The 26,462-nt window shown below is 50.0% G+C and carries 22 protein-coding genes and 1 pseudogene; 13 read left to right on the top strand and 10 right to left on the bottom strand.

The features are described 5' to 3' along the window. The first annotated feature begins 269 nt into the window (after nucleotides 1-269). Entirely contained in the window at nucleotides 270-395 is a 126-nt protein-coding gene (locus ACFQ1C_RS04695) for a hypothetical protein (RefSeq protein WP_379557379.1), read from the top strand. 81 nt (nucleotides 396-476) lie between these two features. Here ACFQ1C_RS04695 and ACFQ1C_RS04690 read toward each other — a convergent pair whose 3' ends face one another. Next, entirely contained in the window at nucleotides 477-1,514 is a 1,038-nt protein-coding gene (locus tag ACFQ1C_RS04690; RefSeq protein WP_379557378.1) for a zinc-binding alcohol dehydrogenase family protein, read from the bottom strand. Nucleotides 1,515-1,634: 120 nt separating this feature from the next. Between ACFQ1C_RS04690 and ACFQ1C_RS04685 the strand changes: the two genes are divergently transcribed. Then, nucleotides 1,635-2,552, top strand: coding sequence for a LysR family transcriptional regulator (locus ACFQ1C_RS04685; RefSeq protein WP_379557377.1), 918 nt, complete (start codon nucleotides 1,635-1,637; stop codon nucleotides 2,550-2,552). Nucleotides 2,553-2,561: 9 nt separating this feature from the next. Next, nucleotides 2,562-2,696, top strand: coding sequence for a hypothetical protein (locus ACFQ1C_RS04680; RefSeq protein WP_379557376.1), 135 nt, complete (start codon nucleotides 2,562-2,564; stop codon nucleotides 2,694-2,696). 409 nt (nucleotides 2,697-3,105) lie between these two features. Here ACFQ1C_RS04680 and ACFQ1C_RS04675 read toward each other — a convergent pair whose 3' ends face one another. Beyond that, the gene (locus tag ACFQ1C_RS04675; protein WP_379557375.1) at nucleotides 3,106-3,933 is read right to left on the bottom strand and encodes an alpha/beta hydrolase; all 828 of its coding nucleotides are present in this window, start codon (nucleotides 3,931-3,933) and stop codon (nucleotides 3,106-3,108) included. Nucleotides 3,934-4,639: 706 nt separating this feature from the next. Between ACFQ1C_RS04675 and ACFQ1C_RS04670 the strand changes: the two are divergent. Continuing rightward, nucleotides 4,640-4,879 (top strand): annotated as a pseudogene (locus tag ACFQ1C_RS04670) (transposase); the annotation flags it as partial. Between the two features lie 167 nt (nucleotides 4,880-5,046). Here the strand turns inward: ACFQ1C_RS04670 and fis are convergent. From fis to purH, 7 genes are all read right to left on the bottom strand, one after another. Further along, on the bottom strand, nucleotides 5,047-5,346 hold the full coding sequence (fis, locus tag ACFQ1C_RS04665) for a DNA-binding transcriptional regulator Fis (protein ID WP_104486259.1): 300 nt from the start codon (nucleotides 5,344-5,346) through the stop codon (nucleotides 5,047-5,049). Nucleotides 5,347-5,371: 25 nt separating this feature from the next. Continuing rightward, the gene (gene dusB / locus ACFQ1C_RS04660) at nucleotides 5,372-6,337 is read right to left on the bottom strand and encodes a tRNA dihydrouridine synthase DusB (protein WP_379557374.1); all 966 of its coding nucleotides are present in this window, start codon (nucleotides 6,335-6,337) and stop codon (nucleotides 5,372-5,374) included. 173 nt (nucleotides 6,338-6,510) lie between these two features. Then, nucleotides 6,511-7,386, bottom strand: coding sequence for a 50S ribosomal protein L11 methyltransferase (prmA, locus tag ACFQ1C_RS04655; protein ID WP_379557373.1), 876 nt, complete (start codon nucleotides 7,384-7,386; stop codon nucleotides 6,511-6,513). Between the two features lie 114 nt (nucleotides 7,387-7,500). Next, nucleotides 7,501-8,988 (bottom strand): sodium/pantothenate symporter, encoded by a 1,488-nt coding sequence (gene panF, locus ACFQ1C_RS04650; protein ID WP_379557372.1) that lies wholly within the window; start codon nucleotides 8,986-8,988, stop codon nucleotides 7,501-7,503. After that, nucleotides 8,978-9,277 carry a YhdT family protein gene (locus ACFQ1C_RS04645; protein ID WP_379557371.1) on the bottom strand — a complete coding sequence of 100 codons (300 nt, stop codon included), beginning with the start codon at nucleotides 9,275-9,277 and terminating at the stop codon, nucleotides 8,978-8,980. The genes panF and ACFQ1C_RS04645 overlap by 11 nt, the downstream gene beginning before the upstream one ends. Nucleotides 9,278-9,467: 190 nt before the next feature. Continuing rightward, on the bottom strand, nucleotides 9,468-10,757 hold the full coding sequence (purD, locus tag ACFQ1C_RS04640) for a phosphoribosylamine--glycine ligase (RefSeq protein WP_379557370.1): 1,290 nt from the start codon (nucleotides 10,755-10,757) through the stop codon (nucleotides 9,468-9,470). Between the two features lie 243 nt (nucleotides 10,758-11,000). Then, on the bottom strand, nucleotides 11,001-12,584 hold the full coding sequence (purH, locus tag ACFQ1C_RS04635; RefSeq protein WP_379557369.1) for a bifunctional phosphoribosylaminoimidazolecarboxamide formyltransferase/IMP cyclohydrolase: 1,584 nt from the start codon (nucleotides 12,582-12,584) through the stop codon (nucleotides 11,001-11,003). A gap of 524 nt (nucleotides 12,585-13,108) precedes the next feature. Here purH and zntR point away from each other — a divergent pair. The 6 genes from zntR to ACFQ1C_RS04605 all read left to right on the top strand — a co-directional run bounded on the left by zntR (nucleotide 13,109) and on the right by ACFQ1C_RS04605 (nucleotide 20,866). Next, nucleotides 13,109-13,537 carry a Zn(2+)-responsive transcriptional regulator gene (gene zntR, locus ACFQ1C_RS04630; protein WP_379557368.1) on the top strand — a complete coding sequence of 143 codons (429 nt, stop codon included), beginning with the start codon at nucleotides 13,109-13,111 and terminating at the stop codon, nucleotides 13,535-13,537. Nucleotides 13,538-13,746: 209 nt separating this feature from the next. Beyond that, complete coding sequence (locus ACFQ1C_RS04625; RefSeq protein ID WP_379557367.1) at nucleotides 13,747-15,030, top strand: purine/pyrimidine permease; 1,284 nt, start codon at nucleotides 13,747-13,749, stop codon at nucleotides 15,028-15,030. Between the two features lie 323 nt (nucleotides 15,031-15,353). Next, nucleotides 15,354-15,551, top strand: coding sequence for a heavy-metal-associated domain-containing protein (locus ACFQ1C_RS04620; protein WP_379557366.1), 198 nt, complete (start codon nucleotides 15,354-15,356; stop codon nucleotides 15,549-15,551). 469 nt (nucleotides 15,552-16,020) lie between these two features. After that, entirely contained in the window at nucleotides 16,021-17,421 is a 1,401-nt protein-coding gene (locus ACFQ1C_RS04615) for an IS4 family transposase (protein WP_379557365.1), read from the top strand. 371 nt (nucleotides 17,422-17,792) lie between these two features. Beyond that, nucleotides 17,793-18,188 carry a Cu(I)-responsive transcriptional regulator gene (gene cueR / locus ACFQ1C_RS04610; RefSeq protein ID WP_379557364.1) on the top strand — a complete coding sequence of 132 codons (396 nt, stop codon included), beginning with the start codon at nucleotides 17,793-17,795 and terminating at the stop codon, nucleotides 18,186-18,188. Nucleotides 18,189-18,370: 182 nt separating this feature from the next. Next, nucleotides 18,371-20,866, top strand: a complete 2,496-nt coding sequence (locus ACFQ1C_RS04605; RefSeq protein ID WP_379557363.1) for a heavy metal translocating P-type ATPase — start codon at nucleotides 18,371-18,373, stop codon at nucleotides 20,864-20,866. A gap of 84 nt (nucleotides 20,867-20,950) precedes the next feature. Here ACFQ1C_RS04605 and ACFQ1C_RS04600 read toward each other — a convergent pair whose 3' ends face one another. Then, nucleotides 20,951-22,573, bottom strand: a complete 1,623-nt coding sequence (locus ACFQ1C_RS04600) for a GMC family oxidoreductase (RefSeq protein ID WP_379557362.1) — start codon at nucleotides 22,571-22,573, stop codon at nucleotides 20,951-20,953. A 330-nt stretch (nucleotides 22,574-22,903) separates the two neighbouring features. On the opposite strand from ACFQ1C_RS04600, the gene ACFQ1C_RS04595 reads away from it, so the two are divergent. From ACFQ1C_RS04595 to ACFQ1C_RS04585, 3 genes are all read left to right on the top strand, one after another. Beyond that, nucleotides 22,904-23,917, top strand: a complete 1,014-nt coding sequence (locus ACFQ1C_RS04595) for a TRAP transporter substrate-binding protein (RefSeq protein WP_379557361.1) — start codon at nucleotides 22,904-22,906, stop codon at nucleotides 23,915-23,917. Between the two features lie 93 nt (nucleotides 23,918-24,010). Then, nucleotides 24,011-25,963, top strand: a complete 1,953-nt coding sequence (locus tag ACFQ1C_RS04590) for a TRAP transporter large permease (RefSeq protein ID WP_379557360.1) — start codon at nucleotides 24,011-24,013, stop codon at nucleotides 25,961-25,963. Nucleotides 25,964-26,031: 68 nt separating this feature from the next. Further along, complete coding sequence (locus ACFQ1C_RS04585) at nucleotides 26,032-26,445, top strand: GlcG/HbpS family heme-binding protein (RefSeq protein ID WP_379557359.1); 414 nt, start codon at nucleotides 26,032-26,034, stop codon at nucleotides 26,443-26,445. The last annotated feature ends 17 nt before the right edge of the window (nucleotides 26,446-26,462 follow it).

Here is a 26,462-nt window from a genome sequence, read left to right as displayed (position 1 = left end):
ACGAGTCTGAACGATTGTTTTGGAAAAACTCTAAAACCGTGGCCACTTTTACTTGACCACTACAGAGGGAGTTAAGAGAGGATGAAGGGCACTGCTCCACCGACCAACACATGACAAGGATGTCATGTGTTTGAGCGCCATAGGCGAGTGTGTTCCGCCGAGATGAACTATTTTAATCTGACCGAATATCCAGTGAATATTCGCAGTAAATTAAAATGGTGAATGTCATTAATCCTTGCAGCGTGTCGGTGGAGTAGGCCTTTGCTGGAGTGCTGACAGAAATCGACCAAGCCCTGTTTAAAACCAACTTTTGGCGTCGAGTCGATCAAACTAAACTATCCAGTGAGCAATTGGCCGGCAAGCTGGTGCTTACGGTGACTGAGCCGGGCGCATAAGCGGGGTTTAAACAAACAAGGCCGGCACTCCATGAGGGCCGGCCTTGTGTTTTAAATCGTGGGGCTGGAAATGGATCAGGGCTAAAACCCTTCGAGCACCAGCTTGCCCACGGCGCGGCCCGACTCCAGTTCGATATGGGCGGCCCTAAGGTTGGCGGCGGTGATCTTGCCCAGTTTTTTACCCAGGGTGGTGCGAATATGTCCCTGATCGATCAGCTGCGCCACACGCTCCAACAGCCGATGCTGGGCGTCCATGTCCCGGGCCTGATGCATGGAACGGGCAAACATGAACTCAGTGTGCAGCGACAGACTCTTGGACTTGAGCTTCATGATATCCAGAGCCTCGGGATCGTCAATGATGCCAATGCGGCCAAAGGGGGTCAGTAGATCGATATATGCATCGAAATAATCTTCTGTGGCGTGCAGGCTGGCCACATGGGTGACCGGGCCTAGACCATGCTGGTCGATCAGGGCATCAATCTGAGGCTTAAGCGGCTGCCTGTGATCCACCACATAATCCGCACCCAGCTGGCTTACCCAGTTGCGGGATGCTTCGCGGGAGGCTGTGGCGATAATGGTGGCGCCGGTCAGTACCTTTGCCAGCTGTAGTAGAATGGATCCCACGCCACCCGCGGCACCAACCACCAGCAACACCTCATCCGACTTTTGGCCGCTGTTGGGCTCGGTCCGCGCCAGCTGCAGGTGCTCAAACAGCAGTTCCCAAGCGGTGATGCTGGTCAGCGGCAGGGCGGCGGCCTCGGCATCGGACAGGCTACTGGGCTTGTGGCCCACAAGACGTTCGTCCACCAGCTGATATTCGGCATTGCTGCCCGGGCGGGTCAGATCGCCGGCATAGTACACCCGGTCTCCCGGCTGGAACAGGGTAACCCCATCGCCCATGGCCACCACTTCCCCTACAGCGTCCCAGCCCAGCACCTTGTGCAGGCCCGGCTCGGCCGCTGCACCCTGGCGCACCTTTAAATCAACGGGGTTAACGGCAATGGCGTACACCTTCACCAGCAGGTCACGTCCGGTGGCGACTGGTTGGGGTAGTTCAATATCCATCAGATCGTTAGGGGCGCTGATGGGGGAGAGCTGTTGGTATCCAATGGCTTTCATGAAAAGCTCCTTTGATTGGCAAAGCGTAGGTCGGTATCAGATAGGACACCATTGTGCACATTGCAGACCTAATGAAAAACAGCATAATGAGATAAACATAATCAAAAATTATTTGAAAATATGCAGATAGAAGACTTGCAGTTGATTCTCAAAGTAGCCCAGTTCCGCAGCATCACAGCAGCGGCAGCCAGCTTGGACATGCGAACCGCCACCGCCAGTGCGGCGGTAAAACGGGTGGAAAGCGCCCTAGGTACCGAACTATTTGTACGCACTACGCGCCAGTTGCGGTTGTCGAGCTCCGGAGAGCGCTATCTGCCTCAATGTGAGCAGGCACTGCAGCTGCTGGAGCAGGCCCGCACAAATATTCGCCACGACAGCGAACAGCTGACGGGAGAGCTACGCCTGGCGGTGTCATCGGATCTGGGCCGTAACCTGATGCTTCCTTGGCTGGATGAATTTATGGAGGATCATCCCGATATCCGACTGAGGCTAAGTATCAATGATAGCAATATTGACTTCTACCGGGACGAAGTCGACATGGCGTTGCGTTACGGATCGCCCAAAGATTCCAACTTATACGGCTTTAAAATTTGCGATGTGCAGGGCATTTTGTGCGCTGCCAATACGTATTTACAGCAGCACGGCACGCCGGCTCATCCTCAGGAGCTGACTACTCATAACGGCCTGTTTTACCAGTTGCACGACATCTTGCATGATGTCTGGACCTTTACTCAAAATGGTCAAAGCCACCGGGTCAAAATGACTGGCAACCGGGCCTCCAACGACGGTGATCTGGTGCGGCGTTGGTGTGTGGCGGGCAATGGTATAGCAGTAAAGTCCAGTCTCGACGTGGCCGAAGATCTGCTAGCTGGACGTGTGGTGCCGGTGATGCCGGACTACCAGGCACGAGTGTCTGAGCTGTGGTTGGTCTGCCCCAGCCGCCATTCCATTACGCCGGCCATGCGGTTGTTGCGAGATTTTATGCAGAAAAAGTGCAGCGCCCTGTTGAGTAGGCTCAGCGAGCGCGGCTTGCTGTAAGGATCGCCCATGCCAAATCAGTTGTACCTTCGTTTCTACACCCGTCAGCGTCACGGCCATGCTCATGATTTTCATCAGTTGGTGCTGCCGCGCCATGCATCGACGCCTTTGCCATGGGGATGGTGGGAGTATTGCTGGCGCTGACTGCTGACCGGCTGCTGTTATGAGACAGGATAAAGCTGTGGGCCAGCTAGGTTTGGCTGTGCCTAGGGGCCAAGCGCATGATCCCCAAGGGCATGCACTCCAGCTCGACCATGGAAGTCATGTTCGGGGTGGCCGCGCTGATATTGCTGTCAGTCGCTGGCCTTTACCGGCAGCAATCTGTTTGCGGCCGCCAACACTGCCGGCGTGGCGCTCTATATGGCGGTGGTGCCTGTTTTTCGGCTACCTCTGTGTCAGTTACGATTCAGTAACTTGCACATTTGTGAAATGGAAATTCAGGCTTCATGCTGTGCTCTCATAAGCTCACTCTCACTCGCTCAATGAAATATATGTAGTGGTACGATAAAGTTGACCACTACATAGCATTGAGGAAGAGATACTAATTTAGACGTTAGACAAAACTTAACAGTATTTTAGCTAGCTCTTTCGGGTGAGTGATGTGTGCCTCATGCGGAGCACTAAGGTCAATCCACCCCCACTGCTCTTGAGATTTAACTAATGCTTTAGAGTCTTCTAGTACACTAAGTGCTGGCTCTGTACAGTTAATGTATGTTTTGGGTCGATGGTTCCCAATAGGGTTTTTAAGCTTTAATTCTGACGTGTAGCTTGCGAGTGGGTGAGGAGTAAGACGACGTACTACCCAGTCGTATTGAGGTGTATTAACAGTTAACCCCCAAGACTCAGGTAAAGGACTAGGTACTGGTACAGCTAAGCCATTCGTAGCTTTAGATGCCGCTTCTATACGTGCATTAGCATCTTCTTTTGGGTAGTTAGAAAAAGCAGACTTTCCATTTTCAAGTACAATTGCATCAAAATAAACCAAGTGACCAATCTTATCCGGTATCTGATCAGCTACCCCTGTAATCGGAATTCCACCAAAACTATGTCCAACAAGAATGACATCTTCTAGCTCTTCAGTATTGATTACTTGGACCAAGTCCTCAATGAACGTATCAATTGATATTTTTTTACTAATAAGATGTGCGCGATCCCCCATACCGGTGTAGCTAGGTGTAAAGACACGATGGCCCTGAGCTCGTAGTATTTGAGCAACCTCCCTCCAGCACCAACCTCCATGCCAAGATCCGTGGGCCAACACATAATTTCGTACAGAGCTTGAGTTATGCTTTTTATCTTGGGCTATAGCCGACAGTGGTAAAGCGGAAGATACTGCCGCAAGTGCGGTTATGCTTTTAATAAAATCGCGACGATTTGCCATAAATTTTTATACCTTTAGTAAATAATTTTATTTTAAATAGCATTAGCAATGCTTTTGGCCTATCCCGAACTTTAGAAGCTAGAAAAACTGTAGGATCAAGTAACACTGGCCTCCGGTTTATAATTAATCTAGTAGTTTACCTCAGCTTGATTTGAGGTCACACCTCCATTATGTTGATAAGGTCTAACTATATGTAGCAACCAACTATCACTACAGCAGATTAATTAACCACTGAAACAGCAAAGTACTGGCACCAGCCCAACACCTTACCAATCCCCTCATATGAGCCGCGTCACACCTGAGTTTGATAGTAACAACAGCAAGAAATGACGAAACTCTCGGTGGTACTGCGTAACTTAGAAAATGGCCTATCCCTAGGCACAATGTGCTCTCAGCTGATTTCGGGGGTTAGTACATATTTAGGTTATGCGGCTAACATGACGCGATCTGCTATTAAAATGAGGGGATTACTAAGCCCTTCCTCTATTTTTTAGCTACTTTCTCGAGTTAGCATAGAAAATCATCGTTTACACGAACTCCTCACACGCATGATCTCGTTAGTCTCGTTGTATTGTACTGGTATAATACTGTACTGGTCTAATACCAATGGACACTTCAATTAGAGACAATAGTGTCAGACTAGGTTGAGGTAGATATGAAAACAAAACGTGTAAATAGAACTTACTCTTAAGATTTTAAACAAGAAGCCGTGGCGTTAGTCACGGATCAAGGTTACTCAGTAGCAGAGGCTAGCCGGTCTTTAGGCGTTAATGCTAACTTAATTTACAAATGGAAAGAGGTCATTGAAGCCCAAGCAGACGGCTGTGCCCTGGGCACATCCGAACGTGAAGAGCTCAAACAACTCCGGGCCGATAACAAGCGTCTGCGTCAGAAAAGAGAAATACTAAAAAAAGCGTCGGCCTTCTTCGCCAGAGAGATGGGATAGGGTTCGATACTTACCGTAAGTAAGGCGCAAAATTGAGTATTAGCCCTCATGATATTTTTTCATTTGAGCACTTTGCAGTGTGTGGGTTCAACTGTGGGTTCAAAGACAAAAAAGCGCTACCTCTTGCGAGATAACGCTTTTATATTCAACACGTTAACTAAAAAATTTTAGTTCATGCCGTATTTTTTGAGCTTCTTGCGCAGTGTGCCGCGGTTGATGCCCATCATGTTGGCAGCGCGGGTTTGGTTACCGCGAGTGTATTGCATGATCACGTCCAGCATGGGGGCTTCGACTTCGGCGAGGACCAACTCATACAGCTCAGTTACTTCCTGACCATTCAACTGGGACAGGTAATTACGCAGCGCTTGGTCTACCGAGTTGCGCAAAGGGCGCTGGGTAGGCTGCTCAGAAGTTGGAGATTTAGTGGTAGTAACCAGTGCATCAGAAGTCGTAGTTTGTTCGAACATATTAGGTCGGCTCTTCTTTTGTTCGTTAAGCTATATTCGCGAAATAATGCCCCAATGCGTCGAGCTGCTGCTCGGCGTCATCGATGGCATTAAAATCACTGCGAAAGTCACGGCCCGCATCACTATCTTTCAGGTACCAACCCACATGCTTACGGGCAATTCGCACGCCTAACACCTCACCGTAAAACGCATGTAGTGCTGTAACGTGCTCCCTAATCATGGCGCGCTCCAGGTCCTTATGAAGCGGCACGGGTAAAGTACCTTGTTCCAGATAATGGCGGATTTCTCTAAAAATCCATGGCCGTCCCTGGGCAGCCCGGCCAATCATGATGGCGTCGGCGCCGGTGTCATCCAAGACAAAACGCGCCTTTTGCGGGCTGTCGATGTCCCCATTAGCGATAATGGGAATAGAGACGGCTTGTTTTATTGCTCTAATGGTATCGTATTCCGCTTCACCCTTGTACATGCAGGCACGAGTGCGGCCATGCACGGCCAGAGCCTGAATACCGCAATCTTCGGCGATACGAGCAATGTGTACGCCGTTGCGGTGATCGGGATCCCAGCCTGTACGAATTTTCAGGGTAACGGGAACGGATACTGCCTTTACCACGGCGGTGACAATTTCTTGCACCAGCTGTGGATATTGCAACAGGGCGGACCCTGCCATTTTTTTATTCACCTTCTTTGCTGGGCAACCCATGTTGATGTCGATTATTTGCGCGCCCTCGCTCACATTGAACTGGGCGGCTTCGGCCATTAACATCGGGTCAGCCCCGGCAATCTGGACGGATCGAATACCCGTTTCCCCTTCATGATCCATACGCCGTAAAGACTTCTCGGACTGCCATACCCTAGGGTTAGACGACATCATCTCCGACACGGCCATACCAGCACCCATGCGTAAGCATAGAGTACGAAATGGTCTGTCGGTGACGCCAGCCATAGGAGCCACTAACAAGGGGCTAGACAGTTTGTAAGGACCAATCTGCATGAGGTAACGACTATCTTTGCTCAGGGTCGCGTATCTTACGCATTTTTTATGACTCTGAAAAGGTCACAAATTGAACGATTGCTAAATTTTAATAAGTCAAGATGGCTAAGCGCTTTTTGTGTAAAAAAACGGCGCTATTTAGGCTGCAAATTACATTGATTTAGTGGTAGGCATTAGCGTTTTTTGCCACTAAGGCGTGCCCACTCTTCACGAAGCGCGGGAGTGTCCATACTAAACCACTGTTCATAAAGCTCATTTAAGCCTTCGGCTTGGGTGTCGAGAATGCCAGAAAGCGCGAGCTGCCCGCCGGGCTTAACCAAATTGCTAATCAGTGGCGATAGCTCTTTAAGCGGACCTGCCAAAATATTAGCCACTACGATATCGGCTTTCATATTCTCGGGCTGATCTTTGGGCAGATAAACAGTTAAGCGATCCGCCACGCCATTGCGTTCGGCGTTATCGCGGCTGGCTTGCAGCGCTTGTGGGTCGATGTCGATGCCAATCACCTGCTTAGCACCCAGCTTTAATGCGGCTAGCGCTAAAATGCCGGAGCCACAGCCAAAGTCGATCACGGTTTTATCGCTTAAGTCTTGGCCGTCTAGCCATTCTAAACATAAGGCGGTAGTAGGGTGGGTACCGGTACCAAAGGCCAAGCCGGGATCCAACATCACGTTAACTGCGGTTGGGTCGGGCACATCGCGCCAGCTGGGGCAAATCCACAGTCGCTCACCAAAGCGCATCGGGTGAAAGCTATCCATCCACTCGCGTACCCAGTCTTTGTCTTCTAGCTGCTCAATCTTGTAGGTGAGATCTTTGCGATAGAATTTTTTCAGAAAGGTGATGATAGGGTCGGGATCGGTGGCGGCATCAAACATGCCGACTACAACGGTGTCGTCCCATAATAGGGTCTCACCGGGCAGGGGTTCGTATACGGGGGCGTCTTCGGCGTCCATATAAGTCACCGCTTGAGCACCGCGTCCCAGCAGCATGTTGCTGACCTTGTCGGCGGTTTTTTCGGTGGCATTAATGCGAATTTGTATCCAAGGCATGGCGTGGCTTCATCAAACGGTAAAACGAGGATTCTAGCATAAAATAAGCTGGAAGCCGTACGCTATACGCCGTAAGTTAAAGACAGACACCGTCTTCGACTTACGGCGTATGACTTACAGCGTACCGCTGGACGCTTGGTGCTCGGCGTTGCTTTTCCCAAACAGTGCCCTCACTTCAGCGCAGGGGGCAGGGCTGAGTAGCGAGCCGATAACATAGGCGAGTCCGGATAAGACTAGGCTAGGCACGATGGCGTGTAAGCCGAATACTTTTAGACCTAAGGTAGTCAACAGCCCATAACACACGCCACCGGTTACCATAGAGGCCAGAGCACCGGTGGCGGTGCCGCGCCACCAATATAACCCTAATACCAAAGGCCAGAAGAAGATGGCTTGCAGGGCACCAAAGGCCAGTAGATTTAGCCAGATGATCATATCTGGCGGGCTAAGGGCCGCCCATAATACGATGAGGCCGACCACTAACGTTACTAGTCGGCTAGCACGTTTAATAAACAGTGGTGAGGGAGGCTTGCGGCTTAAATAGTTGAGGTATAAATCTTTCACTAAGGTAGCCGAGGCTTGTATCAACTGCGAGTCGATGGTCGACATAATGGCAGCCATGGGGCCGGCTAAAAACAACCCAGCCACTATCGGCGGCAGTACCATTAGCATCAAGGTGGGCATCACCTTATCGGGCACGGTGAGCTCGGGCACTAATACCCGGCCTAATGCGCCAGCAAAGTGCATACCAAACATCAGTAGGGCGCCCACAACGGTGCCAATGATAATGCCTTTGTGCATGGCTTTGCTGTCTTTGTAGGCTAAGCAGCGTACCGCCGAATGCGGAAGCCCAATCACGCCAAAGCATACCAACACCCAAAACGACAGCATAAAACTGGCGCTTAAAAAGTCATCTGGTCCTTGAGGCGTCACTAAGCCTGGGTCTATTTCGGCGAGAGCACTGAACATGGCGCTGGCGCCGCCACCGGCGTGTAATACGCCCACTAGCAGCACGATAGTGCCAATCAGCATTAGGACGCCTTGTACCGCATCGGTGATTACTACTGCCCTAAAGCCGCCGATGAGCGTGTATAGCAATACGGTAGTGGCAAAGATAACTAAGCCACCCTGATAGGGCAGGCCGGTGACGGTTTCTAGCAGGCGGGCACCGCCAATAAATTGCACCACCATGGTGGCAATAAAAGCGGCTAATAAGCCGAATGCGGCCAAAATCACCACTAACGGGCTGCGATAGCGGGCATAGAGCATGTCGTTAATGGTAAGCGCGTTAACCCGCCGCGCAATGTGGGCAAACTGCTTACCCAATACACCCAGTGTTAGCCACACGGTGGGCACTTGGATCATGGCTAGCAACACCCAGCCTAGCCCCATGCTGTAGGCCGCACCGGGCCCACCAATAAACGACGACGCCGAGGCATAGGTGGCCACCATGGTCATGGCCAGCACAAAGCCGCCCATAGAGCGGTTACCTAAAAAGTAGTCCTGCACAAAGCTGCCCTGTTGCGGGCGGCGGCTTAAATAAAAGCCCAAGCTGAGCATCAGTATTAAATAGCAGATAAGAGGAATAATAAGCTCAAGATTCACGATGGTTTACCTGATCTTTAATATTAGGCGAGACGAAGTTAGGGCTTGTTGCTGGCTCAGGGCTATCTAGTTCCACGGTTTTAAAGCAGTAGCGCACCATGATTACGCATAATCCAATAAATAATAAGGGATTAAATAAGCAGCTTAATACAAACCACAGCGGCCAGCCGCCCAGCGTCAGCTCGGGTGATACGATGTAGGCACTTAGCCACCAGCCCAGCATATAAAGCACGGCCAATACCACGCTAAGCAGCGCCTCGCGGCGAGCGATAGTCACAATCTTATTCATCAACAATACGATCCTCTTTGCAGGCGCGCAGAATAGCATATTTGTGCTGATAGAGGGGAGTCGTGAGATGGGGAAAGCGTAAGCAGAGAAGCGGCGGTATTAGCCATTGATGAATAGCCGCCGACAACAAAAAAGCCGCCATCTTTATGATGGCGGCTTGATTTGGCTTATCTGAAAACGTAACGCCTTATTAAGACGTTTGGTTTTCACGCTCTATGGCGCGATAGGCAATATCGTGACGATAAAACACACCTTGCCATTCAATAGGCTGGGCAACGGCATAGGCGTTAGCCTGTGCTTCAGTCACCGTATTACCTAACGCAGTCGCACACAGCACCCGACCACCAGAGGTGACCAGCTTGCCATCTTTAAACGTGCTGCCGGCATGGAATACTTTACTGAACTCGGTTTCAGCAGGAATATTGCTGATCACATCATGCTGGCGATAATCGCTGGGATAACCACCGGCGGCCAATACCACACCCACTGCTGCGCGAGGGTCAAACTCGGCGGTTACTTTGTTCAGCTCGCCTTTGCAGCCCGCTAAGCACAGTTCAACCAAGTCAGATTGTAAGCGCATCAGGATCGGCTGAGTTTCTGGGTCGCCAAAGCGACAGTTAAACTCAATCACTTTGGGCTGACCGGCTTTATCGATCATCAGGCCGGCATACAAAAAGCCTTTATAGGTATGACCTTCGTCTGCCATGCCACGCACGGTGGGCATGATAACTTGACTCATAATGCGGTCGTGGATTTCAGGCGTTACCACCGGTGCTGGGCTATAAGCTCCCATGCCGCCGGTATTAGGGCCCGTATCACCATCACCTACGCGCTTGTGATCTTGGCTAGTGGCCATGGGCAATACATGCTCACCGTCCACCATCACAATAAACGAAGCTTCTTCACCGTCTAAAAATTCTTCGATAACCACGCGGCTGCCTGCATCGCCAAAGGCGTTGCCAGACAACATATCGCGTACCGCCGTTTCGGCCTCGGCTAAGGTCATGGCCACGATCACGCCTTTACCTGCTGCAAGACCATCGGCTTTAACTACGATAGGCGCGCCTTTTTCCCGTAAGTAAGCCAAAGCGGGCTCTACTTCGGTAAAGTTCTGATAATCGGCACTGGGGATTTGTTGGCGAGCCAAAAAGTCTTTGCTAAACGCCTTAGAACCTTCCAGCTGCGCAGCTGCCGCAGAAGGGCCAAAAATGGCCAAGCTCTCAGCTTCAAAGGCATCAACCACACCGGCCACTAACGGCGCTTCTGGGCCAACAATGGTCAGGGCAATCTGCTCTTTTTGAGCGAATGCCAGCAAACCTGTAATATCGGTAGCCGCAATCGCCACATTGGACAGGTTAGGCTCAAGCTCAGTGCCGGCGTTACCGGGAGCCACAAACACCTGACTCACATTAGCCGACTGCGCCGCTTTCCAAGCCAGAGCATGCTCACGACCACCACCACCAATGATTAATACTTTCATCAATTTTGTTCCTCAAAATTATTAAAGCAAATGATAGAAGCTAGAAATTCCGCTAACAGAGCAGGGTAGGGGCAATCACTAAGCCGACCATCACATGACAGGGTCAACAAGTGCTCCTGCGATGTTGACACTTCCGCCATCCTTGGCGGTCGGATGTCATGTGCTGAGCGCCGCATGGATGCGGTTTAGCGCGTCGGCGTGTGATGCTCCTGCCCTGCTCGAGCTTAAGCTTCTAACTTATAATCAGTGGCGGAAGTGACGCATGCCGGTGAAGACCATGGTCATGCCATGCTCGTCAGCCGCTTGAATAATTTCATCATCACGCATCGAACCACCGGGCTGAATAACACAGCTAATGCCAGCAGCAGCAGCGGCGTCTATGCCATCGCGGAACGGGAAGAACGCATCAGACGCCATTACCGAACCTTCAACCTGCAAACCTTCATCTTCGGCTTTAATGCCGGCAATTCTGGCAGAATACACACGGCTCATTTGGCCTGCACCCACACCAATGGTTTGTGCGCCTTTAGCATAAACAATGGCGTTAGACTTAACGTACTTGGCTACTTTCCAGCAGAACAACAAATCTTGTAGCTCGGCATCGGTAGGCTGGCGTTTGCTGACCACTTTAAGATCATGCAAATCGACCATACCCTGATCGCGGTCTTGCACCAAAATACCGCCGTTCACGCGCTTAATGTCACGGCCTTGAGTTTTAGCCGTCCACTCGCCAGACACGAGCAAACGTACATTCTTCTTATCGGCTACTACCGCTTTAGCGGCGTCAGACACGCTAGGAGCAATAATTACTTCTACAAACTGGCGTTCAACAATGGCGTTGGCCGTGGCTTCATCCAGCTCACGGTTAAAGGCAATAATGCCGCCAAAAGCAGACGTCGGGTCAGTTTGATAAGCGCGCTCGTAGGCTTGCAGAATGTCGTCACCTAGTGCCACACCGCATGGGTTGGCGTGCTTAACGATTACGCAGGCGGGCACGTCAAATTCTTTAACGCACTCAAGGGCTGCATCGGTGTCATTGATATTGTTGAACGACAACTCTTTGCCTTGCAGCTGAATGGCAGTAGCAACAGACGCCTCATCAATGTCGTTTTCTACATAAAAAGCGGCGCGCTGATGGCTGTTTTCGCCATAGCGTAAATCTTGCTTTTTAGTAAACTGATAGTTGATGGTGCGAGGGAAGGCTGAATCTTCGCTGGCGGCGTGATAAGCCGGAACCATGGTGCCAAAATAGTTGGCAATCATGCCGTCATATTGCGCGGTATGTTCAAAGGCGGCAATGGCGAGATCAAAGCGAGTGGCTTGAGTAAGGCTGTTGTTACCGGCGTCCATCTCACTAAGCAAGCGGTCGTAATCGCTGGCATTCACCACTATGGCTACATCGTTGTGGTTTTTGGCGGCGGCACGTACCATGGTCGGTCCACCGATGTCGATGTTTTCGATGGCATCTTCGAGGCTGCAATCGGCGTTAGCGACGGTGTTAGCGAAGGGGTAAAGGTTAACCACTACCATGTCGATGGGATCAATGGCGTGCTCGGCCATAATGGCGTCGTCTTTGCCGCGACGGCCCAAAATTCCGCCGTGCACTTTGGGGTGCAAGGTTTTAACGCGGCCATCCATCATTTCTGGGAAGCCAGTATAATCGGACACTTCGGTGACGGGCAGGCCTTGTTCGGCCAGCAAGCGGGCGGTGCCACCAGTAGACAAAAGTTCTACGCCACGGGCGTGTAGGCCTTGGGCAAAGGCGACGATGCCGTCTTTGTCAGACACACTCAGCAGAGCACGGCGAATGGGTCGAGCAGTTTCCATGGTTTCTCGTTCCTTTAACGATCGTTCGGGGGGTTTGGTAAAATCGGCGGGCATATCGTCGACTTTACCAAACCGCCTAGCGCGCCAGAACATAGGCTCTAATACGCAGAAACAGAGGCGGCGTATTCTACTGTATTTTACCATGGCTTGTGTGACTATTTCTGTAGGTAAGCAGAACGACATAACAGATGTTGAACCGAAAAAGATTTTATTTGCCACGGAAGAACACCCTCTTTGTTTACGAGAATCACGGGCGCAGCTCTCGTGCGAGCAAGAGCCCAAGAGACTTTGATGGGTAAGATCCCCCTATGATGTACTTATGTTTAGCTCTTACTCATAAAGATCATTTTCAGATCTGATCACTATTTTTCCGTGGGTTCAGTGGATTCAGTGGCAAAAAAATTTTTAGTTTTTAAGACGCAAATTGACCGACAACTCCACAGGAGTTACGAGCCATTACTTACCCTGAGTTTTTAGGGGTAATAAGCTTGATGTTTCTATTCGCTTCGCAGGGAGAATAACGAATGTTTCGAATTGGTGAGCTAGCAAAGCAGTTTGGGGTAAAGGCCGATACGTTGCGCTTTTATGAAAAAGAAGGTCTGCTGTCGCCCAGCTCGCGTACACCGGCCGGATATCGAGTGTATAACGAAGAAGATAAGCGCCGGCTGCACTTTATTCTGCGTTGCAAGCGGGTGGGATTTACCTTAAAAGAAATTGATGAGCTACTGTCGCTGCGAGTCAGCAGCTGCGAGGTCACCTGCCGTGAAGTAAAAGCCGTAGCCGATGCCAAAATTAAGGACGTGGCCGAGCGCATTGCCGAACTGGAGCAATTTCGTCAATCCCTTAAGCAACTGTCAGACGCATGCTGTGGAGGCTTAGAAAGTGCCGAACATTGCTCTATTTTAGAAGCGTTAGACGGCAAACAACTCGCTGCCGATAATAATGTCCGCTAGCGCGGAGCCGTCAGCCGTCAGTTCAACAACAATCCAAAGAGCCTGGTGTTCATTTTTACTGACGGTAACGTGTCTATGCTGTTGGTTGTTAACTGACTGCTTACAGCTTACAGCTTACGGCTTACAGCAGCCCGAAGGGCTTAGTGTTTATTTCAGACTGACAGCTTAAAGCTGACAGCTCACCGCTGCCCGAAGGGCTGGAGTTATGTATGCAATCTCGTTTTGGCTGGGGCTTAAGTGTCGGCCAGTGGTTTATCTTTTTATTAGCTAACGCGTTGGCGTTGCCCATTATATTAGGTCAGGCCTTTGGCCTCGATAGCGCAGAAATTTCCGGTTTAATGCAGCGCACGCTGCTGCTGGTGGGGTTAAGCTCTTTGCTGCAAGTGGCTTTGGGACACCGTTATCCGGTGGCCGATGGCCCGGCAGGTTCCTGGGCTATTGTATTTATTGTGATGGCTTATATTGGCCGCGCACAAGGCTATGCAGGCGGCGAAATACTGCAATTATTGGCTGGTGGGGTACTGGTGTCAGGGGGCATTATGCTGGTACTGGGATTGGCACAACAAACCCATCGCTTACTGTTTTTGTTTACGCCCCTAGTGACCGGCTGCTTTATGTTGTTGTTGGTTATTCAGCTGTCGGGGGTATTTGTACGCGGCATGGTTACCGACCCGCGCACGGGCATGATGACCATGCCGGTAGCCGGTATCGGCTTACTGGTATTTGTGGGGGTGTTGCTGTGCTCGTTCAGTCGCCACGCCATTGTGCGCACTTATGCGGTACTGGTAGGAATTATCGCCGGTTGGGTAGCTTTTACCCTATTAGGGTTAAGTAGCACCACCTTACCTAACACCGCCTCTGGCATACAATGGCCTGAGATATTTGCTTTTGGTGCACCGCGGCTAGATATGGGCATGCTAGTGGTGGCGGTCTTGTTTTCGCTACTGTTAGTATCAAACCAAGTGGCGGCGATTACCGCTATTTCGTCGGTGGTTGATAAACAGCAGCCCGATATGAAGCAGGCGCTCAATCGCAGTAGTTGGGCCTCGGGCGCTAGCCATATTATGGCTGGTGGCTTGTCTACCATTGCCGTGGTGCCACTGCCGGTTACCGCGGGCTTTATTCAACTGACGGGTGACCAAAGACGAGCTCCTTTTATGCTGGCTTGTGTCTTGTTGGCACTGGTGAGCTTATTCCCCACCGCAGTGGGCTTTTTATCTTTGCTGCCGTCGCCGGTTGCTAACGCCGCCTTACTAGCCACCTTTATTAAGTTGGTGATGTTGGCATTTCAGCTGTTAACCAAGTACCCGCTAGACCAAAGAGCCGGTACTATTTTGGGCGTGACTATGCTGCTAGGCGTAGGTTGTATGTTTCTGCCGCCAGAGCTGTATCGTGAGTGGCCGGGGTTGGCACAATATTTATTAGGTAACGGTTTGCTTACTGGCACGCTCATCGTTTTGGTGATGGAGCAGGCGTGGCGTAAAACGGATTAAAATATAGCGCTAGGCCCGAAAACCGTCTAGATCTAGAACTGTTTTGCCACACTCTCTGTTACGAGAAGTACGGAAGTAGTTTATTTGCGACAAGAATAAAGAATCTAAGGTATTTAAATTGTTAAGAGCTCCATCTCAGATGATCGGGTGTTTGGCTCTTACCATTAATATTTACTTTCAGATTTGATCACTATTTTTCCTTGTGTTGTCCGTGTCTTCCGTGGCAAATAGCTTTAATCACTAAAATCTAGTGTTGGTGCTTTAGGGCGCCAGCGCTTACTCTGCAGCTGTTGATGAAACATTACTAACTTGAGGAAAGCAAGATGACTGAATTTACCATACCGGATATGACTTGCGGCCATTGCGTGGGCGCGATTACCGATGCCTTAACCGCAGTAGATGAGAATTGTGAAATTGATTTTGACTTGCTCAATCATCAGATTACCGTGCACAGCAACCGTACCCCACAACAGCTGGTAAATGCGCTGACTAGTGCCGGTTATCCGCCTAAACAAAGCTAATATAGCGTCCAGCGCCGAGCTAGAAGAAAAGCCATCGTCTTGTGGCCACGGCGCTGTTGTCTGTTTTCGGCGAAGTAGCAGAACGCTTAAAACTGATAGCTTACGGCCTGTCACTTAGTCACATCTTTTTGTTGAATTTAATGGTGTAATCGGGCAGAGCGCACTACTCCGATCGACTCGCCGTAAACCCATCCCTGGGGGCTCCGCCGCGCCCTCCCTGGCGCGGAGGGTCGGCGGAGCAGACGCACTCTACCCTCTCATGAGCACCGAGTTGCCTGGATTTTGTAGGCGAACGCGTGCTCTCGCATTGTGCCGCAGCCGCAAATCAGTTTCCTTCGGACAGCTGCCCGATTTAGACCCTACGCTGACCGTTTAGGTCAACAAAAAACCTATTCATGCCTTTTACCGACTTTTCTATTTAAATTTAGTCAACTATATGACCTAATTAATTTTTTACCTTCTAGGATGCATGATGTTTATCGCTGATGAGACCAGTTGGGCCGACGCACTATTTGGTAAAGCCATGTTAGGGGATGCGCGACGCACCAAGCGTTTGACCAAACTGGCGGCGGATATGGCGGCCTCAGCCCCTAATTCGGTGGCGATGTCGTCTCTCGACCCTGCTAGCCTTGAAGGTGCCTACCGATTTATCGCTAACGATTACATTAAACCCGAGCACATCGCGCAAGCGGGGTTTGAGTATACCGATGCCCTCATTTCACAGCGGCCACTGGTGTTGGCCTTACAAGACACCACCGGTCTGAGCTATAAACACGCGGTCTGTGACGAGCTGGGCGAAGTGAATTCTGCTAGCAGCAAACGCAGCTCCGCTAAAGGCAGAACGCTTTATGCACATTCGACTTTGATGTTGGATGCTGAGCGTGAATGTGTGCTCGGTTTAGCGAATCAACACTACTGGTTTCGTCAGGAAAAACAAAAGGATAGCAGCCACTCGCTACAATGCCGAGCGCGGGAAGAAAAAGAAAGTTATAAGTGGCAACGTGGCGCGGAAACACTGGCTAGCCGACTGGGTGACATGAGTAATGTCATCGATGTGTGTGACCGAGAAGCCGATATGTATGAATATTTGGGCTATCAAATTGAGCACCAGCACCGCTTTGTGGTGCGCTCGTCAGGTGACCGTAAGCTAGCGGGTGATGAGCTGAAGTTACGCGCCACGTTAGACGCGCTCGAGCCGGTGTGCAATTACCAGGTTCATATTGCGTCGAAAGGGGGCCGACCCGCCCGAGATGCAACGATTGCACTCAGCCATACTCAAGTCACCCTGCCTAAGCCGCAGCGGGCAACAGCACAAGACACCCTGACGCTTAACGTAGTGTATTGCCGTGAAATGTCGAACGGCATAAAAGACCCGCTGTGCTGGGTATTGTACACCACCGAGCCCTTGCCTGATGCGACTGCCGCACGCAAAATAGTCCGATATTATGAGTTACGTTGGCGGATAGAAGAGTTTCATCGGATCTGGAAAAGCGAAGGCACCCAGGTTGAAGAGCTGCGGATGCAGACCAAAGAAAACGTGCGTCGCACCGCGGTGATCAAAGCCTTTATCGCCGTGCGCCTACTGCAACTGAAAGAAATAGCACAGAACAGAGAAGAAGCGAAAACTATCTGTTGTGAGACGTTATTAAGCAGGGTCGCTTGGCGATTACTGTGGAATAAGACAGAGAAAAAAGCCTTTCCCGAGCAGGCACCGTCACTGCATTGGGCCTATTATGCCTTAGCGCGATTAGGCCGTTGGCATGACCGTTCAAGAAATGGTCGAGTAGGTACGCAAGCGCTTTGGCGAGGCTGGTTAACCCTGATGGATTATGTTGAATCCTACGAATATCTTAAAGAGATAGACGGGTGAGAGTCACCGCTATCTAAGTAACAAGGTCATTCAAGCAATTGTTTTATAAGATATTAAATGAATATTGACGCGGCCCAATTGCCGACTTTTGAACAAGAGAGTATCAGTAGACGGCACCGATAGACGACACAGTGGCGTGTGGCCGGATAAAGGGATCTTCTTCACCGACCATCACATAACAGGGATGTTATGTGTTTGAGCGTCACAGGGATGTGCTTGCAGCGTGTCGATGAAGAAGACCCTTTGTTCGGCAGTTATGCAGGGCGAGCCGACTAAATCATACATCTCATTTTTATTTATAATGCAATCAAAAGATGTGACTAAGTGACAGGCTGACGGCTGACAGCTGATCGCTCTTTCGGAGAAAGCTAATGAACATTGGTGAGGCGGCAAAACTCAGCGGCTTGTCGGCCAAGATGATCCGCCATTACGAACAGATAAAACTGCTTAAGCCTGCCGAGCGCAGCGCGGCGGGCTATCGGCAATATAATGCGCAAAGTATTGAAGTGCTTCAGTTTATACGTCAAGCGCGGGTGTTGGGTTTTTCCATCAACCAAATTGATGCTTTGTTAAGCTTGTGGCAAGACCCACAGCGTCCCAGCCGTGCAGTAAAAGAAGTGGCACAGCTGCATTTGCAAGAAGTGGAGCACAAAATGCGCGAGCTGGCGGCCATGCAAACCACCTTACAACAAATGATCAACGCCTGCCCCGGCGACGAAAACTCCCACTGCGCCATCCTCGAACAGCTCTCTAAGAAAACGCCGTAGGCCTTACGCCTGACGATTAAAGATAACCCTCCTCTTTTGTTGTGAGCTCTGCTTTTGACGTACCGCCTATGGCGTACAGCCTTATTTACGCCTTTGTCGTACAGCTAACGCTTAGCGGGCTTGACCTTCCCCTTATGGTAAGCCTTACACTCAGGCTATGATCGCCATTGAGGACTTCGCTTATGACCACCGCCCACCCTAACTCTCAGCCTAACTCTCGCCCACTATCGGCCTCCAAAAACGAGCAACAGATCCAGCTGCCGATTACCGGCATGAGCTGTGCATCTTGCGTGCGTCGTGTTGAGCAGGCCTTGCTGAAAACAACCGGCGTGACGGCGGCGAACGTTAATTTAGCCAGCGAAAAGGCCGACGTGAGTGTAACCGCAGGTACTTCAGCCGCGACATTAACCGACACCCTTACCAAGGCTGGCTATCAAACTCGTAGCGAACAGTTTGAGCTCACCATCATTGGCATGAGCTGCGCCTCGTGTGTGGGACGGGTCGAAAAAGCGCTACAACGTTTGCCCGGCGTGCTCTCGGCCAGTGTTAATTTGGCGGCAGAACGCGCACAAGTGAGTGCCTTGGTGGGTAATGTTGACCAAGCACAATTAGTGGCAGCCATTAAAAAAGCCGGTTACCAGGCTAAACCCATTTCTGCCGAGCGAGAAGATGATAATGCGCGCCACCAACAGGAGCTGCAAAGCTTAAAGCGTGACTTTGGTTGGTCGCTGGCGCTGACCCTGCCGGTTTTTATATTAGAAATGGGCGCCCACGTTATTCCCGGCATGGCGCAGTGGGTTGAAGCCACCTTAGGTCAAACGTTGAACTGGAGTATTCAATTTGTATTAACCACATTAGTGTTGCTGGGGCCGGGCCGACGTTTCTTACGCTTAGGGCTGCCTGCGTTATTCCGTGCCACCCCCGATATGAACTCACTCGTGGCGTTGGGTAGTTTATCGGCTTGGGGATTTTCGGTGGTGGTGTTATTTGCAGGGCATATTTTGCCCGCCGGCACTCAACATGTTTACTTTGAAGCGGCTGCCGTAATCATCACCTTGATTTTACTGGGCCGTTTGCTGGAAGCCAGAGCGAAAGGCCGCACTGGCGAGGCGATACAACGCTTGCTGAGCCTGCAGGTAAATACCGCAAGAGTGCAGCGCGATGGCGAAAGCCAAGAACTCCCTTTAAGCGAAGTACAAGTCGGAGACTGCTTATTAGTGCGCCCCGGCGAGCGCATCCCCTTGGACGGCACAGTGCAGTCTGGCAGCTCTTATGTGGATGAGTCGATGCTAACCGGCGAGCCAATACCGGTAGAAAAAAAGCAAGGTGACGACGTAGTGGGCGGCACCATTAACAAGAATGGCGCTTTAAGCATTACTACCACCAAGATCGGTAAAGACACCTTGCTGGCGCAAATTATTCACATGGTCGAGCAGGCCCAAGGTGCCAAGCTGCCTATCCAAGCATTAGTAGATAAAGTGACCGCCGTGTTTGTGCCGGTAGTGATGGCTATTGCGGCGCTAACGTTTGCGGTGTGGTTATGGTTAGGGCCGACACCGGCATTAAGTTTTGCCTTAATTAACGCAGTGGCAGTGCTGATTATCGCCTGTCCCTGTGCCATGGGCTTGGCCACTCCCACCTCCATTATGGTGGGCACCGGCCGTGCCGCCGAGCTAGGCGTGCTATTTCGCAAGGGCCAAGCCCTGCAAACGCTGCGCAACACTAAAGTGGTGGCGCTAGATAAAACCGGTACTCTTACCAAAGGCAAGCCGGAGTTAACCGACTTACAGGTCATGCCCGATTTTGATGAAGACGAAACGCTGGCGCTTATTGCCGCCGTTGAGCAGCATTCTGAGCATCCCATTGCCGAGGCAATAGTGGCTGCAGCCAAAGCGCGCGAGCTAACACTCGCCACCCCCGAAGATTTTCAGGCACTGTCTGGTCTCGGCGTTAGTGCGCAGGTAAGCGGGAAAAAAGTAGCCGTGGGGGCCGATCGTTACCTAACGCAATTAGGTTATGACTTAGCGGCCTTCAGTAACACTGCACAACAGCTAGGAACAGAAGGTAAAAGTCCGCTTTATGCGGCCATCGACGGCAAGTTAGCCGCCATTATTGCGGTAGCCGACCCCATTAAAGAAGGCACACCTGAGGCCATTAATGCCTTACATGCTTTAGGGCTGAAAGTGGCTATGATCACCGGGGATAACCGTCACACCGCACAGGCGATTGCCCGCCAGTTGGGTATTGATGAAGTAGAAGCCGAAGTCATGCCCGATGGTAAAGTGGCGGCCTTACAGCGTTTGCGTAAACAACATGGCCCGGTGGCTTTTGTGGGCGATGGTATTAATGATGCACCGGCACTCGCCGAGGCTGATGTGGGTTTAGCCATCGGCACAGGTACCGATATTGCGATAGAGGCGGCCGAAGTGGTACTTATGGGTGGCGACTTACGTGCCGTGCCTAATGCGCTGGCCATCAGTCAGGCCACACTGACTAATATCCGCCAAAATCTGTTTTGGGCGTTTGCCTACAACGCCTGCCTGATCCCGGTAGCCGCGGGGGTGTTATACCCCGCCTTCGGCATCTTACTTTCGCCGATGTTAGCCGCCGGTGCCATGGCCATGTCGAGCGTGTTCGTCGTCGCCAACGCCTTAAGATTGAAGCGCTTTAAAGCTTAAAATACAGCGCTTTATTTTGTAAACGCTGCTTCAACTAACTTGTTTTTTGAAGCTAATTAAGTAGCGTTTATGGCTGATACTTTATTAATCATGTACTCGGTCCTGCTTAATCATATCGGCGCACTTTTCACCAATCATGATTGAAGGAGCATTGGTATTACCGGACACAATCAACGGCATAATAGAAGCGTCGGCGACTCGGAGCCCCTTGATACCGTGAACTCTTAGTCTACTGTCGACTACCGCCATTTCGTCGCTGCCCATTTTGCAGGTACTGGTCGGATGATAAATGGTCTGACTGAAACGACGGGCTGCATCCAGTAACTGTTCGTCAGTCTGATACTGGCGACCGGGCACATGTTCATCGAGGATCACGGGCTTAAGTGCATCGGCTTCGGCAATGCGTCGAGCTACCTTGATGGCATTCACTGCCACTCGAAGATCTTCCTCTGCCGAAAGGTAATTCGCCTGAATTGAAGGATATTCATGGGGATCGGCACTTCGGATTTTTATAGTACCTCGGCTATGGGGGCGTAGCTGACACACGGAGGCGGTAAAGGCGGAGAAAGGATGTACACCTTCTCCGGGCTTGTCAGCACTAAGTGGTTGCATGTGAAATTGAATGTCTGGTCGATCTAGTCCGTCTCTAGACTGGGTAAATATACACACCTGACTGGCGGCCAGCGTCAGGGGCCCCGTTCTGGAAAACGCGTACTGTATACCTACCCCCAGTTTTTTTAACGGATTATTCACCTCATCGTTGAGTGTTTTACAACTAGTCTTGAATACAAGGCGTATTTGTAGATGGTCTTGCAAATTTTCACCAACTCCCGGCAAGGGGTGTAGGCAATCAACCCCCACTGATTTGAGATGCTCAGGCTCACCAACTCCCGAACACTGTAATATTTGCGGTGAGCCGATGGCACCGGCACTAAGTACGATTTCATGTCTTGCTTTGGCCTGCAAACGCTTACCTTTGTGCTCAAATTCGATGCCGGTAGCCTGTTTTCCTTCCAACAGAATACGGCGAGTATGTGCGCGGGTCAGTAAGGTTAGGTTGGGGCGTTTCAATGCTGGGCGCAAGAATGCTTTGGCGCTGCTGCAGCGCAAGCCCTTATAGGCGGTTTGCTGGAAATAACTTACACCTTCTTGTGTTTCCCCATTAACGTCTGGGTTGGCAGGGATGCCGATCTGCTGTGCCGCTTTAACAAAGCGATCGGCGATTTCTCTGCGTAAACGAAGATCGGATACCTTCAATGGGCCATCAACCCCGTGATAGGCATCGGCTCCTCGAGACTGACATTCGGACTTTTTGAAATACGGTAGTACTTCCTCATAGCTCCAGCCTTCGTTACCCATTGCAGCCCAGCCATCGTAGTCTTGATGCTGGCCGCGAATATACAGTAAGCCGTTGAGTGAGCTGGAGCCTCCGAGCACCTTGCCCCTGGGCCACTGTAGTTGTCTACCATCAATACCCTGATCCGGATCGGTAACATAGCACCAGTCAGTAGAGGGGTTATGCATGGTCTTAAAGTAACCTACTGGAATGTGTATCCAAGGGTTCCAGTCACGTCCTCCAGCCTCTAACAGTAATACACTGACCTGCGGATCTTCAGTGAGTCGATTGGCCAGCACACATCCTGCCGAGCCTGCGCCTACAACAATATAGTCGAACTCTCCAAAAACCTTATCTTTATCTAGAGACATAACACACCACCAAGAAACGATACGATTATTATCAAAATAGTCACTTTTAACGCTATATCAAGATAAATTTGATATTTATTGTTAAGTTTTTGTTGTTGGTTGGGTTGGTTGTGACGCTGTAAAAAGCTAATTTTGGTTGGAGTGTACTTCCTTAATAAAATAAACCTAATTTAAGGTGTTGATTGATATGGTTATTTCTGTTTTCGATTCATTGGTTATCAAAAAAGTTGATGTTAATGTTGACGTTGATGGTTTTTGATACATATAGTTACGGTTGTTGCCTTTATGTAACAGCTTCTTTAAATCATGTAGACAAGGACGAGGTCACTTATGAAGATTACTCCAATTATTTTGTCGTCGGTGGTACTGATGATGTCGGTCAATACGGCTGCGGTGGCTGACTATTCAGGCCCCAAGATCAAAATGAAGCTTGCTCATCCAGCTCCTCCCGGTAGCCACATTACTGTGGCCTACAAGAAATTTGCCGATCTGGTTAAGGAAAAATCAGATGGCAAGATCAAGGTGCAGCTATTCCCTGGTTCTATATTGGGTAGTGATAGAGTGATGATTGAAGGCGCACAGAGAGGAACGTTAGAAATTGGTGTTAGCTCAACTCCGAACCTTGCCAGTTTTACTCCTCTTTACCAAGTGTTTGATTTGCCTTATATCACCAGCCCCAAATATCAGGAAAATTTGTATAAGTCGCTGGATAAAGGCGGCCCTCTGAACTCCTACTTGGAGAAAGTTGCACATGACATCGCCCTGCACCCTATAATGTATGCAGAATATGGTTATCGTAATTTTGTGTCCAAAGATAGACCACTGAATGGTCCTGATTCACTCTCCGGTCTGAAAATGCGGACTACAGACTCACCTGTTGATGTGGCCGTAGCCAAGTCTCTAGGCGCTAATCCTGCACCCATTTCTTGGGGGGAGGTCTATACGGCCTTGCAACAAGGCACTATAGATGCAGAAGGTAATACCTTCGACCTCATGTATGGTGCTAAGCATCATGAGAACTTGAAGTACGCGGTAACTTCGGCTCATAACTATGGCATGCAGGTGGCCCTTGCGAACAAGAAATGGTGGGACGGATTGCCCGAGGAAGCCCAGCAGCTGATTGAAGAAGCCTCTCAAGAAGCGGTAACTTATCAACGCACCGTGGCCTACCCAGAAGATCAAAGAAAATCGCTTCAGGGAATGCTCGATGCTGGTGTCAGTATTCATGAGGTTACCGAGGAAGAGCTGGCAGAATATCGTCAATTGACCAAGCCGGTATTTGATGAGTTCGCCGCCAAGCTTCCAGCTGAACTGATTGAATTAGTTCAGGATACTCAGCAGTAACACTCCGACTCACTTGAACAATCACTCGAATAGCGGAAACTTTTCGTTTCCGCTAGTGGGTATTACTTTGGAATATGAACCCGGAGCTGCTGTATGGAAACCGTAAAAACACATAGAGAGCAGGCTAAAGAAAAACAGGCTTCTTATTTTGATGTTGCCACTAAACATTTTGAAAAGCCTTTCCTGTTTATCGGTTTGATGTTGATGATCGTCATCATCAATTACCAAACATTTTTTAGGTACTCTATCTCTGCCGTGTTAAATCTGATTGGCACCCCAGAATTTGAACAGTTATTCGGGGCTTGGGTAGATATCGAAGGGTTACGTCTCAGTATTAAGGATGCCGTTGGCTGGGGAGTTTGGACCGAAGAGCTGGCTCGTTATATTTTTATCTGGATATCTTACCTAGCCGTTTCTATCTCGATTATTTCGAGAGGTGGTATACGTGTCGATGTAATTCATAATAAATTGTCTAAACGCTATCAAGATATTCTTTGGCTGGTAATTGACGGTTGTACTCTTGTTTTGGTGTTTTTGTTTGCCTTTATGGGGCTGGGTTATGTGGAAATGCAGCTGGCCATGCCACAAACAACACCTGCGCTACAAATCGGATACTATATCCCCTATCTGATTTTACCCATCGGCTTTGGGCTAATGAGTCTGCGTACACTGCAGTCCTTGTGGCGTCAGAGTCGGGGTATGAGTATTTTCGATATCTGTATAGGATTAGTGGCTCCAGCCATTATTTTTGCACCGGTATTGTTATCCGATGAATGGAGTGCCTCGCTGTTATTGTTCGGATATTTCACGTTATTTTTATTGATGGGAATACCCATTGCCTTTGCGTTAGGTCTGTCCGGGCTGGTGACGGTACTGGGTGCTGGCACCCTGCCGGTGGACTATTTGGCTCAAATTGCTTTTTCTTCTATCGACTCTTTCCCCATCATGGCCATTCCTTTCTTTATTGCGGCAGGGGTATTTATGGGCGCCGGAGGCTTATCCAAGCGGCTGCTGGCATTGGGGGATGAGCTGGTCGGTGCTTTACCTGGTGGTATGGCGTTGACCAGTATTATGACGTGTATCTTTTTCGCATCCATTAGTGGCTCAGGCCCCGCTACGGTAGCCGCCATCGGTTCTATTACTATTCCGGCTATGATAGCTCGAGGGTATGATAAATATTTTTCTGCCACTGTGGTGGCTTGTGCTGGGGCGATTGGGGTGATTATTCCGCCGAGTAACCCCTTTGTGGTTTACGGGGTATCGGCTCAGGTGTCGATTGGTAAGCTGTTTCTAGCCGGCATCATTCCTGGTTTGATCATGGGGGTCGCTCTTATGATCGTCGCCTATGTAATTTCTAAGAAAAACGGTTGGTATGGTGAGGTGCGCGAGCGTTCTCTAAAAACCTTCATGTACTCAGCTTGGCAGGCCAAGTGGGCATTGATGGTGCCAGTGATTGTGTTGGGTGGTATCTATGGTGGCATCATGACACCAACAGAGGCTGCTGCCGTTGCCGCCTTGTATGGACTGTTCGTGGGTCTGTGCATTCATAAAGAATTAACCTTTCGCAATCTCTGGTCTGCGACTCAGGATGCTGCCGGTATTTCATCTATCATTATACTGTTGATGGCGATGGCGACCATCTTCGGTAATATCATGACCATTGAACAGATCCCCGAGAGTATCGCCGAGCTGATTCTTTCGATAACCTCGAACAAGTTTCTGATCCTAATAATGATAAACATCTTTCTGTTGTGGATTGGTGTTTTCATGGAGGCCTTGGCAGCCATTGTTATCCTGACTCCTATACTGTTGCCTTTAGTTCTGGCTGTGGATGTGGACCCGATTCACTTTGGGGTGATGATGGTTATGAACTTGGCGATTGGTTTTGTTACACCTCCGGTAGGCGTTAACCTGTTTGTTGCCAGTGGAATTGCCAAGGTCAGCATCGGTGGTCTGGCTAGACATATTTGGGTTTATCTGCTGGTGATGATCGCTGTATTACTGCTAATTACCTATGTTCCAAGTATTTCATTGCTTCTGTTGTAATGCCGCGCTTGATAAAAGCGGAGCCTGATGGCTTCGCTTTTATATTTTTTAAGGTGTAACCCTAAGGAGTGCTCGTGACCGTAAGTATCAGCAGTGTAGCAAGAGTATGTCAGCTAATGGTGGACCAGCTCATGGCTGATGAAGGTCAGCCTGTGTGTTTGGCAGCCGTTGATCATAATGGATCGTTGATTTATTTCTATCGGATGGATGATGCGCCCGAACGCTTGATCAATATTGCAATCGGAAAGGCTTATACGGCGGCGAGGATGGGCGTGTCGACCGCCATGTTTAGGGATAGGTTAATCAATGAAAACTTATCAATGGCCGACTTTCTGGATGAAAAATTTACGTCACTTCCTGGTGGGGTACCGCTGTTTAATCAGCTGCAGTTGATTGGTGCGGTTGGTGTTAGCGGACGAGCACTGGAAGATGATGTGTTACTTTGTCAGCAGTTCGCGGAGTGTATCCAGATGTCCCTATGATAAACTGTTTGAAAATT

The organism is Oceanisphaera ostreae, assembly GCF_042676125.1.
GTDB lineage: Bacteria > Pseudomonadota > Gammaproteobacteria > Enterobacterales > Aeromonadaceae > Oceanimonas > Oceanimonas ostreae.
Note: the sequence above shows the minus strand (reverse complement) of the source record. Positions and strands in the feature narration are given on the sequence as shown.

Coding starts and splice junctions, on each gene's coding strand:
- ACFQ1C_RS04675 (WP_379557375.1), bottom strand. CDS start 3,933: ATGGCAAATCGTCGCGATTTTATTAAAAGCATAACCGCACTTGCGGCA.
- ACFQ1C_RS04645 (WP_379557371.1), bottom strand. CDS start 9,277: ATGAATAAGATTGTGACTATCGCTCGCCGCGAGGCGCTGCTTAGCGTG.
- ACFQ1C_RS04690 (WP_379557378.1), bottom strand. CDS start 1,514: ATGAAAGCCATTGGATACCAACAGCTCTCCCCCATCAGCGCCCCTAAC.
- ACFQ1C_RS04685 (WP_379557377.1), top strand. CDS start 1,635: ATGCAGATAGAAGACTTGCAGTTGATTCTCAAAGTAGCCCAGTTCCGC.
- purH (WP_379557369.1), bottom strand. CDS start 12,584: ATGGAAACTGCTCGACCCATTCGCCGTGCTCTGCTGAGTGTGTCTGAC.
- ACFQ1C_RS04595 (WP_379557361.1), top strand. CDS start 22,904: ATGAAGATTACTCCAATTATTTTGTCGTCGGTGGTACTGATGATGTCG.
- ACFQ1C_RS04620 (WP_379557366.1), top strand. CDS start 15,354: ATGACTGAATTTACCATACCGGATATGACTTGCGGCCATTGCGTGGGC.
- prmA (WP_379557373.1), bottom strand. CDS start 7,386: ATGCCTTGGATACAAATTCGCATTAATGCCACCGAAAAAACCGCCGAC.
- ACFQ1C_RS04625 (WP_379557367.1), top strand. CDS start 13,747: ATGCAATCTCGTTTTGGCTGGGGCTTAAGTGTCGGCCAGTGGTTTATC.
- purD (WP_379557370.1), bottom strand. CDS start 10,757: ATGAAAGTATTAATCATTGGTGGTGGTGGTCGTGAGCATGCTCTGGCT.
- ACFQ1C_RS04600 (WP_379557362.1), bottom strand. CDS start 22,573: ATGTCTCTAGATAAAGATAAGGTTTTTGGAGAGTTCGACTATATTGTT.
- ACFQ1C_RS04590 (WP_379557360.1), top strand. CDS start 24,011: ATGGAAACCGTAAAAACACATAGAGAGCAGGCTAAAGAAAAACAGGCT.
- ACFQ1C_RS04615 (WP_379557365.1), top strand. CDS start 16,021: ATGATGTTTATCGCTGATGAGACCAGTTGGGCCGACGCACTATTTGGT.
- zntR (WP_379557368.1), top strand. CDS start 13,109: ATGTTTCGAATTGGTGAGCTAGCAAAGCAGTTTGGGGTAAAGGCCGAT.
- cueR (WP_379557364.1), top strand. CDS start 17,793: ATGAACATTGGTGAGGCGGCAAAACTCAGCGGCTTGTCGGCCAAGATG.
- ACFQ1C_RS04605 (WP_379557363.1), top strand. CDS start 18,371: ATGACCACCGCCCACCCTAACTCTCAGCCTAACTCTCGCCCACTATCG.
- ACFQ1C_RS04680 (WP_379557376.1), top strand. CDS start 2,562: ATGCCAAATCAGTTGTACCTTCGTTTCTACACCCGTCAGCGTCACGGC.
- dusB (WP_379557374.1), bottom strand. CDS start 6,337: ATGCAGATTGGTCCTTACAAACTGTCTAGCCCCTTGTTAGTGGCTCCT.
- fis (WP_104486259.1), bottom strand. CDS start 5,346: ATGTTCGAACAAACTACGACTTCTGATGCACTGGTTACTACCACTAAA.